This window comes from Streptomyces sp. NPDC006512, assembly GCF_040611935.1.
Classification (GTDB): Bacteria; Actinomycetota; Actinomycetes; order Streptomycetales; family Streptomycetaceae; genus Streptomyces.
In genome coordinates, this window is record NZ_JBEXPG010000007.1 from 97,227 (window position 1) to 111,118 (window position 13,892).

The window sequence follows — 13,892 nt, forward strand, 5'->3', positions numbered from 1 at the left end:
TCCGGTGTCCGGATGTCCGGATGTGACAGGAAACCGTCATTGCGGTCACGGGTGGGGGCCGTGAGGATGTGTTCATGCCCCTCACACACCGTGTCGTCATCGCGGTCTTCCCCGATGTCGACCTCCTCGACGTCACCGGTCCGGCCGAGGTCTTCGCGCTCGCCAACCGGGAGACTGCGGGCCGCGCCGGCTACCGGGTCCGGCTCGCCGGCCCCGCCGCCGGCGAGGTACGGACGTCGGCCGGTGTGCGGCTGCTCGCCGATCTGGCCTTCGGCGAGGTCCAGGGGCAGGTCGACACCCTGCTGGTACCCGGCGCGGTGGACATGACCGACGACGGGCCCCGGGCCCGGATCGACACCGGTGTCGTGGCGTGGGTGAAGGAAACCGCCCCGCACGCACGGCGGGTGGCCTCGGTGTGCGTGGGAGCACACCTGCTCGCGGCGGCCGGACTCCTCGACGGGCGGACGGCGACCACGCACTGGTCGACCGCCGCCCAGCTCGCCGCCGACCATCCGGCCGTCACCGTCGACCCGGATCCGATCTTCGTCCGCACCGACCGCGGCCGGCTGTGGACGGGTGCCGGGATCAGCGCCTGCCTGGACCTCGCGCTCGCGCTGGTCGCCGAGGACCTCGGTGAGGACGTCGCGCTGGCGGTGGCCCGGCAACTGGTCATGTACCTCAAACGGCAGGGCGGACAGAGCCAGTTCTCCGTGCCGCTCAGCCGGCCCGCGTCCTCCCGCCGGGACATCGACGAGCTGCGGCTGTGGATCGCCGACCACCTCGACGAGGACCTTTCCGCGCAGGCGTTGGCGGCGCGGATGTGCCTCAGCGAGCGGCACCTCGCCCGCGTCTTCAAACAGGAGACCGGCGCGAGTCCCGCCGCGTACGTCGAGGCCGCCCGCGTCGAGGTGGCCAGGCGGCTCCTGGAAACGACCGACAGTCCCGTCGACCACGTCGCGGCCTCGGCCGGACTCGGCTCGGCAGAGACCCTGCACCGGGCGTTCAAACGCCAGTTGGCCACCACCCCGGCCGCCTACCGGCGCCGCTTCCGCACCCAGACGGACGCCTGACCCGACCCACCCCTCCCACCCGCCACCACCGTGACACCCGTACGCGGGCACGGCGGACGGCTTTGCCATGCCCGAACCACCGTCAAACCCCCTGTGAAAGGCACTCCATGAGCACGAACCAGCCCTCGACGATCCAGCCCTCGACGATCCAGCCCTCGACGACCCTGCGCGACCTCTCCGGCCTGGACAACCAGCCGCCCAAGCTGAGCGATTCCATCCTGATCATGATCGACTTCCAGAACACCTACCGGACGGGCGTCATGGCGCTCGAAGGCGTCGAGGAAGCCGTCGCCGCCGGAGCCCGGCTGCTGGAGCGCGCCCGCGCCGCCGGCACGCCCGTCGTCCACGTCGTCAACGACGGCGGTGAGGACACCCCGTACGACATCCGCGCCCACATCGGCGCCATCAGCGACGAGGTGTCCCCGGCGGAAGGCGAGACGGTGGTCGTCAAGCAGGTTCCCAACGCCTTCCACGGCACCGAGCTGGAGCGGACCCTGACCGCTCTGGGCGCCGCGCCGGGCAGTGGCAGGGACCTCGTCATCGGTGGCTTCATGACGCACATGTGCGTCAACTACACCGCGCAGGGCGCCTTCAACCTCGGATACCGCCCCACCGTGGTAGCCGAGACCACCGCCACGCGCGCCCTCGCCGCCCCCGACGGGTCCGTCCTGTCCGCCACCGCGCTCCAGGCCGCCGCCCTCACCGCCGTGACCGACCTGTTCGGCACGGTCGTCGCCACGGTCGACGAGCTGCCGGTCTGACCTGCCTGACGCACCGCGCCCCGTCGCCGCTCGCCCCGGCGGCGGGGCCGCTCGCCGTTCCGTCCTCCGGCTGGGCGGCGACCGGGACCCGCCTGTGACGGCGGCGCGCCACCGGCGCTGCGGTGAGGGCGAGCGCCGCCCGCGGGTGGCATCCTGGGACGCGGCCGCTGCCGGTGCGGTACCGCTCGCACCCCGGGGAATGGCCCGGGGCGGGGCGGAGTTGACCCGGTACAGACCTTCCCTCCCGAAGGAGTATCCCGTGCCCCTGTCTCCCGCCGAACGCGAGGAGTTCCTCGCCGAAGCCCACATCGCCGCCCTCGCCGTCGACGCCGGCCCGGAAGGCGACCGTGCCCCGCTGACGGTCCCGATCTGGTACCAGTACTCCCCCGGCGGCGACGTCTGGATCATGACCGGCCGGGACTCCCGCAAGGCCGAGCTGATCGGGGCCGCGGGCCGGTTCACCCTGATGGTCGACCGGGTCGAACCGTCGATCCGCTACGTCTCGGTGGAGGGCCCGGTCGTGTCGACCGTACCGGCGACGCGCGAGAAGCTGGTGGAGATGTCCGCCCGGTACCTGCCCGCGGAGAAGGTGGAGGGCTACGTCGACTTCGCGTGGAAGGAGCACGGCGAGCAGGTCGTGATCCACATGCGTCCGCAGCGGTGGGTGAGCTCGGACCTCGGCCAGGTCTGAGCCGGGCGGCCCGGACTTCGACGGCACTAGCCGCCGTCGGTGGTGGCGGCGGCCTGGGGGCAGGTGACCTTGGCGAACTTCGAGGTCACGTTGTAGGTGTCGTTCGGCAGTCCCGTGAACTCGAAGAAGCCGTCCTTGATGGTCAAGGTGGTGCCCACGACGGCGCCCGCGGAGTTCTTCAGGGTGACCGTCTCCGCCTCCGGGAAGCCCCTGCCGGACACGCCGAACGTCTGGCCGGGTCCCTTGGTGACGGTGCACTTGATGGCGGCTTCCTCGTCCGACACCCATCGCGGGCAGGTCGCGGCGCGGCGTCTCGCGCCCTCGGCGCGGTACGTGTCGTTCGGGAGGCCGGTGACCTCGAAGAAGCCTCCTGTGATGGCCGTGGTCGTGCGCACCACCTGGCCCTTCGAGTTCTTGACGGTGACCTGGGTGCCGGGCCTGAAGCCGTTGCCCGAGACTCCGAAGGTGTTGTTGGGGCCTTCCGACAGCATGCAGGTGGCGCTGGGCACGGCCCTCTCCGTCGCCCCGGCCGTGGTGCCGGTGACGGCGGTCCAGCCGCCGATCGCGACGGCGGCCACGACCGCCGTCGGCAGGATCTTCTTCCTCATGGTCTTCCCCTCTTCCCTTCCCTCGGCCCGGCTCGTCGCCGGGCGTCCGCCTGGGTTCTGGGTGCGCGCGCCGAGTCACGCGATGCGAGAAGGACATCGCGGAGTGATGGAGGAGTGCCGTCCGGTTTCGCTTCGCGCGTGTCCGACGGCTCCGGCTCGTGGCGTGCGGTGGTCCGGCCAGCCGGCTGTCGGGTTCCGTCCCTGGTCAGGGGGCCGGCCGGTCGGTGGCGTCACGCTTCGCACCCACATCACGATGCTAGATCAGGTGCGGGACCCGCGCTCGGTGGTGCGGGCCGGGGCGTTCACCGCCGGCGCAGCCATCCGGGCCGCCGCCGGGAGGTGCGCGGCCGGCGCTCGGACGGCAGGGGCGGGGCGAGGGCGAGGGTCACGGTGATGTGGGCGCCTCCGCGCGGGCCGCGTGCGATGCGCAGGGAGCCGCCGGTGACGTCCGCGGCCCGCCGGGCGATGTCGAGACCGAGGCCGGAGGAGCCGCTGCTGCCGCCGCGGGAGAGGGCCTGGTCCGGACGCGGGATGCCCGGCCCGGAGTCCTCCACGACCAGTTCGACGGCCTGCGCGGTGCGCACGACACGGACGCCGAACGGGGTCCCGGGCGCGGTGTGGCGGAACACGTTGCCGATGAGCGCGTCGACCACGGCGGCGAGGTCGTCGTCGGAGAGGCCGACGGCCGTGGGTTCCTGGGTGAGTTCGAGGGAGCAGGGCCGCTTCTGCTGTTCCGCGAGGACCTCCCAGAACGCGGTCCGGCGGCGGACGACGTCGGCGGCCTCGCAGCGGGCGCCGTGGTCCGCGGCGTTCGTGTCCGGGGTGCCGAGCAGGCCCTGGCCCATGGGTCCGACCGCGAGCGGGGTGCGTGCCGCGGTGATGATGGCCTCCAGTTCCGCCTCCAGCTCGGCGACCGCGGCCTCGACCCTGGCCGACTCCGGAGTACCGGCCATGCGTTCCGAGGCCAGGTGCAGGGCGGTCAGCGGGGTGCGCAGCCGGTGCGACAGGTCGGCGACCAGTTCGCGTTCGACGGCGAGCAGCTCGGTCATCCGGTGGGCCATGGCGTTGAAGGCGACGCCCGCATCGCGCAGTTCCCTCGGTCCCACGGGGTCCACCCGGGTGTCGAGGTCGCCCTCGCCCAGTGCGCGGGAGGCCTGCGCGAGGTTCCTGGAGGACCTGACGACCTTCGCGCCGAGGCGGTCGGCGACCAGGACGGAGCCGGCGACCAGGCCCACTGCGAGCAGGGCCATGACGGCCCACGAGGCCTTGACCCCTCGGGTCAGCTCCTCCTCGGGGACGAAGTTCTCGATGACGGCGACCCGGTCTCCGGGGAGCACCACCGGCTGGAGGGAGATCCAGCCGCGGGGAATCTCCTGGGAGATGGACTCCCGCGCCTTTTGCGCCCGTTGGAGCAGCGCCCCGGGTGCCTGGGAGCTGCCCAGCGGCGGGGCGTCCGGCAGGTGGATCACCAGGTACTCGGTCGCGTCCAGGCCGGCGACGGACTCCCGCAGGGCGGCCGGGTCCGTGGTCAGCGTGAGGACGGGTGCGAGGGCCGCGGCACGTTGCTCGGCGGCGGTGACGCTCTGTTCCTTGACCAGGGACATGACGAGCGCGGCCAGCGGTATGAGGAAGGAGAGCGCGACCATGGAGGTCACGGCGAGGGCGACTCCGGCCAGTGAGCGTCTCAACGGGGTGCCACCAGTTTGATGCCGACGCCCCGGACGGTCAGCAGGTAGCGCGGGGCCGCGGCGCGTTCGCCGAGCTTGCGGCGCAGGGAGGACAGGTGCACGTCGACGGTCTGGTCGTCCACGTAGGGCTCGCGCCAGACCTCGGTCAGCAGCCTGCGTTTGGAGACGACCTGGCCGGTGTGGTGGGCGAGGAAGGCGAGGAGGTCGAACTCCCGGCGGGTGAGGTGGAGCTCCTGGCCGGCCAGGTGCGCGGTGCGCGCGACGGGGTCCACGGCGAGTTCCCCGACGGTGGTGGGGCGCAGCGGTTCGGTGGCCGGAGCCGGCAGGGAACCCGCGGGGGTGTGGGCGGGGGGAACCTGGGTGGTGCGCCGGAGGACGGCGGAGAGGCGTGCGATGAGCTGGCCGCCGGAGAACGGTTTGACCAGGTAGTCGTCGGCGCCCGCGTTGAGGAGCTTGATGATCTCCGTCTCGTCGTCGCGGGCGGTGGCCACGAGTACGGGCACGGAGGAGATGCCGCGGATCATGCGCAGGGCGTCCCCTCCGTCGAGGTCGGGCAGCCCGAGGTCGAGGACGACCGCGTCGACGGGTATCTGGGTGATCTCCCGGAGCGCGCCGAACCCGTCGCCCACGCTCCGTACGGCATACCCGTGTTCCGCGAGGACCTCGATGAGTGACTGGCGGATGCTGGGGTCGTCTTCGACGACGAGGACGCTGGGCATGGGGACACCCTAGGCCGTCTCCGGAACCACCCGGTCCGCGCGGTCCCGGAGCAGCTCCGTCCACGGGGCGGGCCGTCTCCTTTGGTGAGTCCGCGGCGGCGGAGGGGGGAGGGCTTCACCGGTGGCCGGCCCGCGTCACCGGTCGGACAATGGGGGTGCGCTCGGTCGAGGGCTTGCGGCCATGCCCGGGTGCCCCCCACTCGTTTCCGCGATTCCCCCTTCAGCCCGGGCACGATCGGCCGCCTCTTGCGTTCGGCCCGGCAGCTCGGCACAGCTCTGCACGGAGGTGTTTGCGATGACGGAACCCAGCGAGCAGCCGGCCCCGACGGGGCCCCCTACGGAAGCTCAACGCGAAGCGTTCAAGCAGAACGAGTCCGACTTCGCCGAGTTGGAGAATCACAGCCGTTCGGTACGCGAGGCTGCCGCGGCCCGCCTGCGTGAAGCGGACTACGACCCTGGCGGTCCTCTGTACTGCTACATCTGCACGTGCAGCCAGTTCCTTTCACCTGACGACGACGGCGGTCTAGACGCCCGGTGTCAGCGGGAGTTCTGTCAGCACACGGCGATGCAGCACGCCTGAGCAACCACCGGATCCGTGAGGCGTCGTCGCCGAAGGCACTACGGGGTGCCGAGCCTGAGTTCGGCGCCGGTGACGCGCAGGGGTACGGGGTGGTCGCTGACCGGGATGGTGCAGCCCTCCTGGGTGCTGCAGCTCGCGTAGCCGAACAGAACGGTCGCGTCCCCGTCGCCGTCGGCGCGGACGGGGAGGGTGACGGTGACCGGGCCGTCCGGATAGACGGGCACGGGCGCGCCGACGCCGGGCAGGGTGATCGACCGTACTTCCGCGGCGGCCTCCGCTTTCCCCTCCGCCGTCAGGGCGCCGGTGACGGCCATCGTGGTGGGCCTGCCCACGCCCTCGATTCCGGTGAGCGGCAGGTCCGTGCTGTAGAGGTGGAATCCCTGTTCCGGGGTGAGGACGGCGGTCAGGGTGCCCTTCGGGGCGTGCCAGTCGGACACCGTGAGGGTGACGGTGACCCCGTTGGCGGTGAAGCGCGCCGTGGCCGGGGCGGCGCCGCTGCCGGCGGGCTGTGCGCCGGCGCAGGCGGTGAGCGCGGCCAGCGGGAGGAGGGCCGCCGCGATGCGGGCCCTCCGGGAGGGCACCCGTCTCATGACGCCCACTTGCGCAGGAAGGCGTTGAGGCCCTCCGAGGTCAGGGAGGGGTTGCCCGTGGCGTGGGTGTCGGTGCGCACCGTGCCGGACGGCGTGACGACGACCAGGACGGGCATCTTGTAACTTCCGCCCCCCGGGCTGTACTTGCGCAGGAGCGCGGAGTTCGCGGAGCTGTTGCCACCGATGTCGATCTTGACCATGTGGTAGGAGTCGCCGAGGAGCGCGGCGGTCTGGGGCTGGGCGAACACCTGGTCGGCGGCCTTGCAGTTGCCGCACCAGTTGGCGCCGAAGTCGAGGAGCACCATCCTCCCGTCGGCCTTGGCCGCGCGCAGCGCCGCGTCGATCTGCCGCTGCCCGTCGGCCGAACTGTCGTAGCCGGGGCCGGGTACCCGTGCGGGCGCCGGGGCGGCCGTCGTACGGGACGGCTGGGCGGCCGAGCGGGTGGGGGCGGGCGATCCGGTCCGGGCGCGCGAGGGGGCGGACGGCGAAGGGCTCGCGGACCTGGAGGGCGAGGGGGAAGCCGTCGCGCTCGGGGACGCCACCGCCGGCTCCGACTCGGACGGTGCCGCGGAGGAAGGGCTCCCGGAGGCCGGGGCCGGCGGGGCGGTTCCGGCCGCGGACGCCGCGGCGGCGCCGACCGACGGGGAGGAAGGACCGCACGCGGCGGTCAGGCCCGCCGCGACCACGGCCGCGGCGACCAGTGGCAGTCGCACGCGGCGGCGGGCCGGGGAGCCCTGTGGGGCGCGGGGGACGGATCGGAGCGGGCGGGAACTCATGGCGAAGACACCCCAAGGCACGGTTCGGACTGCGGGAAGGGCGACGGGCGGCGGCGCCCGCCGGCGCGGTGGAGCCGCCGGGCCCGGGCGCCGAGGGCCGCTCGGCTGACGCGAGCGTAGGGCCGTTCGGGGCCGCGCGGACCGGGTGGACCCGATCTTGAGGTTGCCCTAAGGAAGAGCTCAGCTTCCGCTTCGGCGGAACCCGGTCCATGTGCCTGCGTAGGGCGGTGAATCGGCTGGAAGGGGGCAAGTGGGGCAGGGTGGTGCGGATCGGTCGCCGCGGACCTCCTCCCGCCCCGGTTCTCCGACGGATCCCTTCCCGGTTCCCGGTGGGCGTGCGCTCAGTACGAGGTCTCGCGGATGCTCGCCTTCGCCACGGGGCTGATCGTCGCCGTGATGACCGAGCGGTGGTCCGCGCCGGTGAAGGTGACCGTCAGGGTGTCGTCCGCGGTCTGTGACGTGGTGGCCTTGAACCCCCGGCCGGGAATCGCCGAGATCAGGCAGACGCCGCGGCTCCCGTACCGCACCGTGGCCTTCCCGCCCTGCGAGGGGACGGTGTGCAGGCCCGGTCCGCCTTCCTGGCAGTCCACCTCGGGTTTGGGCGCGGTCGTCCGGGGAGCCGCCGACGGGGCCTTCGCGGGGGGCGTCGGGGAGGGTGACGGCCGCTCCGTCGGGGTGGGCGAGCCGCTCGGGGACGGGGACGGGGACGCGGAGGGGGACGGCGTACCGGAGGGCGCGGCCGTCACCGCCTCCCAGGCCGGCGGGGATTCGAACACCATGGGGGCGGAGCGGGCGACCGGGGGCGTGTGCCGGGTCGAGCCGACCACGAACTGGACCGTGGCGAGCACGGCGGTCACGCTGGTGGCCGTGCACGACAGCCATATGAACAGGTAGCGCGGAATTCGGGGCACGGCCCCATAGTGACCGACGGACCGGGCGGCCCGTCACCGCCTCCCCCCGGACGAATCCGGACGAGGCGGGACGGAGTCGGGCGGAGCCGGACGGGCGCCGAACGCCGACGTCCTCCGGACCCGCGGACGGGTCGGAGGACGTCTGCCGCTCGGCGGCCGGTGGGGGGTGGGGTACGGCGGCCGCCGGCACGTTCCTACTTCGGCGCGCCGAAGTTCTGCGTCCACCAGGGGCCGCCGTCGCCCTTGTGGACGCCGATGCCTATCTCCTTGAACGCGCAGTTGAGGATGTTGGCGCGGTGGCCGGAGCTGTTCATCCACGCCTTCATGACCGCGTCGGCGTCCGACTGGCCGCGGGCTATGTTCTCGCCCAGGCGGGACCACGCGTATCCGGCGGCCTCCACACGGCTCGTCATGGTGGACCCGTCGGGGCCGGTGTGGGACATGACGCCGCTGCGGGCCATGGTGTCGCTGTACGCCCGCGCCGCGGCCGTCAGCTTGGCGTTGGCGGTGACGGGGCCGCATCCGGCGGCGGACCGCTCCTTGTTGACCAGGGCGAGGACCGCGGACTCGGTGTCGCTCGGGGCGCCGCCGGAAGACCCGCCGGAGGAGCCGGAACCACCGCCCGAGGAGCCGCCGGACGTCGGAGCCGTCGTACGCGCCGGCTTGCGGGTCGGGGTCGCCGCCGGCTTGGCGGGGGCGTCCTCCGCCTCCACGGGCTTCTCGGGGGCGGCGGATCCGGGGGACCCGGCCCCGGCCTCGGGGGAAGCCGGGAGCGGCGAGCCCGAGGCGGCCGCGGCCTCGGCGGAGACCGAGGGGGCGGGGGATGCCGGGGTGGAGGTGGGGGTCGCCGTCACCTCGGCGCCGCCGGGGAGCTCGCTCGGGTCCGCCTTCGCGGCCTTCGGCTGGGTGGCGCCGTCGGCCCGGTCCACGCGCGCACCGCCGTCGGAGTCGGCCACGGCGACCCCGACCGCGACCGCCGCGGCCGCCGACGCCGCGGTGACGGACAGCACGATGCGGGTGCGGACCGTCTTCTTCCGGCGGGCGTCGACGCGGGACGGCGTTGCGGGAGTTCGGCTGCGGCTCATGCCTGTAGCACCTCACAGAGAGAGGGGAGGAGGGGTGCGACCGAGACTAGGCCGGTGATCAGCCAAAAGAGCCCCGTGGAAGGGTCCTTCAGCTTCCCTTAAGGAACCCCGCAGGGTCAGTTCATGAACAAGTCGGGGCAAACGCCCCGCACATGACGGGGAGGACGAAAGAAGCGGAAGTTCACCTTCGGCGGTGTGGCGGCCCTTTCGCCCGGGAAGGGGTGGTCCGGGCGGAGCCACGACGGCGTCGCCGTCCCGGAAAGGGGGCACACGTGCCGGGTTCGGAGGACATGCGCGAGGAGTCGGCGCCCGCGGGCGAGGGCTGCCAGGGGGAAGACGGAAACGCGAACGACGGGCTGTTCGGGATCGAGGTCCACCACACGACCCGGGAGACCATCGGGGAGGGGGTGCACACCGTCCGCGACTCCTACGGGGGCGAGGTCGACGTCGACTACCCGGACGGCTGGGACGACGGCCCCACCACCGGCGGGGAGTGCACCGCGGACGACCCGACGGGCGACGACTCCCGCTTCACCGCCCGCGGGGAGGTGTACACCGAGGAGAGCCGGACCGTCGACGGCGGGACGGTGACCGACACCACCGCCTTCGGCACCGAGGGTTCCTGGCAGTAGACGGCCCCGGCCGGGGCGGGCACGACGCCCGCCCCGGCCACCACCGTTCAGCCGGCCGGCCTCACCTTGCCCGGGCCCAGGAGCTTCCGCTGGGCGGCGAGGTCCTCGCGGGCCCCGTCCAGCCGGTCCAGGTGCCGGCGCAGGGCCGAGGTCAGCGACGCCGGCCGTTCGGCCGCCATGTCGCCGAGGCTGCCGATCCTCTTGACGAGGTCGTCGCGGGCCGCCGCCACCAGGCTCCTGCGCCGTGCGAGCCAGCCTTCCGCCGGCGCTTCCGAGGTACCGAGGAGCAGGGACGATATCCTCCCCCTCGATTTGCGGATCTCCCTCAGCGAGTATCCGCGGTGACCGCCTCCGAGATAGTGGTAGGGCACGTACCAGACGGCCCCCAACAAGCCGACGAGGCCGTCGTCTTCCACCTCGCGTTCGAACGCGTCGCCCGCGCTCTCGTAGTGGTAACTGCCCACCTGCACGGCCCCGACGGAGGCGGCGCGGCCCGTGCTGCGGTACAGCTCCGTCGGTATCAGGGCGTCGAACCGTGCTTCACGTTCCCGGGCGTACTCGTCCAGGTCCGCCGCGAGGCGGCTCAGACCGGGTTTCGCCGCGGCGCTGATGCGCGTGCGGGACTCGTCCAGGGCCGCCCGGACCTCCGTGTTGATCGCGTTGGCCTCCGATTTGGTGATCATGACCGGTCCCATGATGCGGCTCTTGTGGGTTTCCAGGAGCGTGTCCAGCCGCCGCGCTTCGGCGAGGAACACCTGCTCCACGCCCAGCCAGTCCGCCTTGCGGGTGGCGCCTTCGATGGTGGCCAGGACGTCGCCCCCCGGGCTGGGGACGAACGGGGCGAGCCGGTACCGGTATCCGACCCCCGCCAGCACCTCGTCGCGGTGCCGGCGGATCTCTTCGCGGCCGATCCGGCCTGCCAGTACGTCGTTGGTACGTGCCCTGCGGCGGTCCAGGGCCGCGCCCAGGACCGGGAACGCGTACTGGGCGGTGTGGGCCACGGTGTCCCCCACGTCGCGGCGTATCCGTTCCAGGAGCCGTGTGCGCAGGGACTCCAGGGCCGCCTCGTCCGGCGCCAGCAGGTTCAGGCAGTGCAGGGACGCCTGCGCGAGGCCGAGGGAGCCGTCCTCGTCGTGCGGCAGCAGCAGCTCCGCCACGCTGCGCCGCCGCATGGCGAGGTGGTCGCCGAGGCGCTCGGGGGTGAGCGGGCGGGGGTCGATCTCGTTGAAGACGACGGCGGCGACCCTGGCCGGGCGGGGACCGTCGCGCAGCTCGCGCACGATGTCGACGAGGCCCTTGAGGCTGGCGCGGCCCAGGGACACCAGGACGACGCTGAAGGCGTGCCCGTCCAGGTCGCGTTCGGTCTGCGCGGCCACGTGGCCGGAGACGCCCGCGATGCCGGGCAGGTCCACCAGGCGCAGCCCGTTGCGCAGCAGTGCTGCGGGGAGTTCGATCTCGCCCCGCAGGACCTCCCGTTCGTTGTCGGGGTTGTGCGCCTGGAGCATCCACTGCTCGAAAGCAGTCCGGTCCGTGACCCGTTGCCCGGTGCCCGGCCGCCCCGGGTCCGCCCCTTCGGTGCGGCGCAGGACGCGGTAGCGCGGGTCGTGGGCGGGCCCGTACAGGACGTGCACGGGGGCGACGGTCCCGGGCAGCCCGGCGGAGACCGGGGTCACCTCGGCGCCCACCAGGGCGTTGACGAGGGTGGACTTGCCGGCCGCCTCGGGCCCGACGACGGCCAGGTGGGAGCGTTCGCAGGCGTCGCGCAGGGCGGCGAGGGCTTCGGTGACGGCCGGTTCGGGTTGCGGCAGGAGGGCGTGGTGGCGGTCGAGGGCGTCGGGGAGTCCGGTGAGGTCGAGGGTGTCATCGGGCATCGAGCACCTCCCGTACGGCGGCGGGGAGGGGGGCCGGGCCGTCCGGGCCGGTGGCGGCGTCCAGGGTGGCGACGGCCCCGCGAAGGGCTTCGGTGTAGAGCGGGTCGGCTTCGCGCAGGTGGTCGGCGATCTCCTCACCGGGCGGGTACGGCGGCCCGGTGAGGGCGTAGTCGGGGTGGGCCAGGGCCGCGAGGGACCGTTCCAGTGCCGCCTCCGCTTCGGCGGTGCGTCCGCGTACGGCCTCACGGCGGGCGACGGTCAGCAAGTGGTGGGCCGGGTCGGCGACCTGCCCGAGGGGGACGCCGAGGTCGGCGGGCCAGTCGGTGAGGGCGTCGGGTCCGAGCAGGGCGACCGCGGCGTCGAAGCGCTGGCGGTAGCGGACGGCGACGGCGAGCCAGTAGGTGTCGACGGCGGCGGTGACCACCGCGGTGACGGCGCGGGCCGCGACCTCGACCTCCAGCCGGCCGCCGCTCTCCTCGTCGTCGGGGACCGCCAGGGCGAGGGCCGGCGGGGCGGCGGCGTTGAGGCGGGCGACCTCCTTGTCCGTCCACCGTTGGCGCGGTGCGCGGCGGTGGCGGTGGACGGTGCGCAGGGGGTCGGCCGGGGGGCCGTCCGTGGCGGCGCGCAGGTGGCAGCCGCCGAGGGCGAGGTCGAGGGTGTCGCGGAAGAGGGAGACCTGGACGACGAGGGTGGGCAGGCCGTAGAGGTCGTTCCAGTAGAGCCCCGCGTGGGGCCAGGAGATGGCGCCGTCGACTTCCTGGAACTCGACCAGGCCGTCGGCGCCGAGGGTGCGGCGCAGGGCCGAGACGAGCGTGGTCCGCAGTCCGGACCAGTGTGCCGCGGTGGGGCCGTGGAACTTGGGGAGCAGGAGGACGGGGGGAAGGTCGGAGAGGTCCGGGGCGAGCAGCCGCAGGCTGTCGCGGAGGTGTCCGGGGCCCTCGGGGACCGGGTAGGTGTCGAAGAGGGTCTTGTGGCCGAGGGCTTCGAGCGATTCCCGTTTGCGGAGTTCGGAGTCGAGGTGTCTGAGTTCGAACTGGCGCTGGTGGCGGATGGCCTCCAGCTGGAGGTCCCGGCCGAAGCGGGTGGTGGCCTGGGCGCGTTCGAAGTCGTGCCGGTCGGCGCGGGCGCGGTCTGCGGCGGCTATCTGGCGGTGGGTGTTGACGAGCGAGGCGGCGGCCTGGGCTGCCGATCCGATCCCCAGGCTGAAGGCCGTGTCGGACAAGTGTTCCTCCTGACGGAGTGTGCGGCACTCGCCGGTGTGCGGCGGTACGGGCTTGTACCTATCCGCACGGGCAGGCCACAAACTCGGGGAAATCCCTGAGGCCGTGCCGTCGAGGTCCCGTCCGCCCGGCGGGGTCCGTTCACCCTTCGGCCTTAGCCTTCAGGCGGTGGAGCCAGGTGTCGAGGGAGGCATCGAGCGCCTGCTGGGCCGCGGGGGCGTCGGCGTCCACGGGTGCCCCGGCCCAGGACTCCTCGGTGTGGACGTGGACTCCGTCCGCGCGCGGGGTGAAGGTCCACACGTGGACGGCCGTGATGCCCTGGGCGGGGCCGCCCCACACGATGCGGCGTTGCGGGACGACCTCCCGGACGGTGGAGTCGATTCCGCTGAGGCCGTGGACGGACCAGCTGAACACCGAGCCGGTCCGCAGGGGGCCCGGCGTCCGCTTGGTCGCCTCCGTCACTTCGGGCTGCCAGGACGGCCAGCCTTCGACATCGGTCTGGATCTTCCAGATCTTGTGGAGGGGGGCGTGGATGACGATGTCGTCACGGGTGATGACGGGAGCGTCGCGGTCGATCTCCACCGGGTGGTGGGGGCTGCCGCAGACGGCGACGGCGAGTGCGGCGGGCAGGGCGGCGGCCTTGGCGAGGAAGGTGGTCAGCACGGCGGGTTCTCCTGGATCGGCGGAAGC

The 13,892-nt window shown here is 73.3% G+C and carries 14 protein-coding genes; 4 read left to right on the forward strand and 10 right to left on the reverse strand.

The window, feature by feature from the left end; all coding sequences use genetic code 11:
* Positions 1 to 74 precede the first annotated feature (74 nt).
* From ABZZ17_RS07520 to ABZZ17_RS07530, 3 genes are all read left to right on the forward strand, one after another.
* Complete coding sequence (locus tag ABZZ17_RS07520; protein ID WP_356873052.1) at positions 75 to 1,070, forward strand: DJ-1/PfpI family protein; 996 nt, start codon at positions 75 to 77, stop codon at positions 1,068 to 1,070.
* Positions 1,071 to 1,177: 107 nt separating this feature from the next.
* Entirely contained in the window at positions 1,178 to 1,831 is a 654-nt protein-coding gene (locus ABZZ17_RS07525; protein ID WP_356873054.1) for a cysteine hydrolase family protein, read from the forward strand.
* Positions 1,832 to 2,090: 259 nt separating this feature from the next.
* The gene (locus tag ABZZ17_RS07530) at positions 2,091 to 2,522 is read left to right on the forward strand and encodes a pyridoxamine 5'-phosphate oxidase family protein (protein ID WP_356873056.1); all 432 of its coding nucleotides are present in this window, start codon (positions 2,091 to 2,093) and stop codon (positions 2,520 to 2,522) included.
* Positions 2,523 to 2,548: 26 nt separating this feature from the next.
* Here ABZZ17_RS07530 and ABZZ17_RS07535 read toward each other — a convergent pair whose 3' ends face one another.
* The 7 genes from ABZZ17_RS07535 to ABZZ17_RS07565 form a co-directional block, all read right to left on the reverse strand.
* Complete coding sequence (locus ABZZ17_RS07535) at positions 2,549 to 3,130, reverse strand: hypothetical protein (RefSeq protein WP_356873058.1); 582 nt, start codon at positions 3,128 to 3,130, stop codon at positions 2,549 to 2,551.
* Positions 3,131 to 3,432: 302 nt separating this feature from the next.
* Positions 3,433 to 4,818, reverse strand: a complete 1,386-nt coding sequence (locus tag ABZZ17_RS07540) for a HAMP domain-containing sensor histidine kinase (RefSeq protein WP_356873060.1) — start codon at positions 4,816 to 4,818, stop codon at positions 3,433 to 3,435.
* A complete protein-coding gene (locus ABZZ17_RS07545) occupies positions 4,815 to 5,537 on the reverse strand; it encodes a response regulator transcription factor (protein ID WP_356873061.1) in 723 nt (240 codons plus the stop codon). The genes ABZZ17_RS07540 and ABZZ17_RS07545 overlap by 4 nt, the downstream gene beginning before the upstream one ends.
* Before the next feature lie 618 nt (positions 5,538 to 6,155).
* Complete coding sequence (locus ABZZ17_RS07550; RefSeq protein WP_356873063.1) at positions 6,156 to 6,707, reverse strand: hypothetical protein; 552 nt, start codon at positions 6,705 to 6,707, stop codon at positions 6,156 to 6,158.
* Positions 6,704 to 7,483 carry a thioredoxin family protein gene (locus tag ABZZ17_RS07555; RefSeq protein ID WP_356873065.1) on the reverse strand — a complete coding sequence of 260 codons (780 nt, stop codon included), beginning with the start codon at positions 7,481 to 7,483 and terminating at the stop codon, positions 6,704 to 6,706. The genes ABZZ17_RS07550 and ABZZ17_RS07555 overlap by 4 nt, the downstream gene beginning before the upstream one ends.
* Positions 7,484 to 7,824: 341 nt before the next feature.
* A complete protein-coding gene (locus tag ABZZ17_RS07560) occupies positions 7,825 to 8,394 on the reverse strand; it encodes a hypothetical protein (protein ID WP_356873067.1) in 570 nt (189 codons plus the stop codon).
* 194 nt (positions 8,395 to 8,588) lie between these two features.
* A complete protein-coding gene (locus tag ABZZ17_RS07565) occupies positions 8,589 to 9,479 on the reverse strand; it encodes a CAP domain-containing protein (protein WP_356873069.1) in 891 nt (296 codons plus the stop codon).
* A gap of 272 nt (positions 9,480 to 9,751) precedes the next feature.
* On the opposite strand from ABZZ17_RS07565, the gene ABZZ17_RS07570 reads away from it, so the two are divergent.
* Positions 9,752 to 10,111, forward strand: a complete 360-nt coding sequence (locus tag ABZZ17_RS07570; RefSeq protein ID WP_356873071.1) for a hypothetical protein — start codon at positions 9,752 to 9,754, stop codon at positions 10,109 to 10,111.
* A gap of 47 nt (positions 10,112 to 10,158) precedes the next feature.
* Here ABZZ17_RS07570 and ABZZ17_RS07575 read toward each other — a convergent pair whose 3' ends face one another.
* From ABZZ17_RS07575 to ABZZ17_RS07585, 3 genes are all read right to left on the reverse strand, one after another.
* Positions 10,159 to 11,982, reverse strand: coding sequence for a dynamin family protein (locus tag ABZZ17_RS07575; RefSeq protein ID WP_356873073.1), 1,824 nt, complete (start codon positions 11,980 to 11,982; stop codon positions 10,159 to 10,161).
* Positions 11,972 to 13,204: a hypothetical protein gene (locus ABZZ17_RS07580; RefSeq protein WP_356873075.1), complete on the reverse strand. Its 1,233-nt coding sequence runs from the start codon at positions 13,202 to 13,204 to the stop codon at positions 11,972 to 11,974. The genes ABZZ17_RS07575 and ABZZ17_RS07580 overlap by 11 nt, the downstream gene beginning before the upstream one ends.
* Positions 13,205 to 13,343: 139 nt before the next feature.
* Complete coding sequence (locus ABZZ17_RS07585; RefSeq protein WP_356873077.1) at positions 13,344 to 13,865, reverse strand: SRPBCC family protein; 522 nt, start codon at positions 13,863 to 13,865, stop codon at positions 13,344 to 13,346.
* Between the last annotated feature and the right edge of the window lie 27 nt (positions 13,866 to 13,892).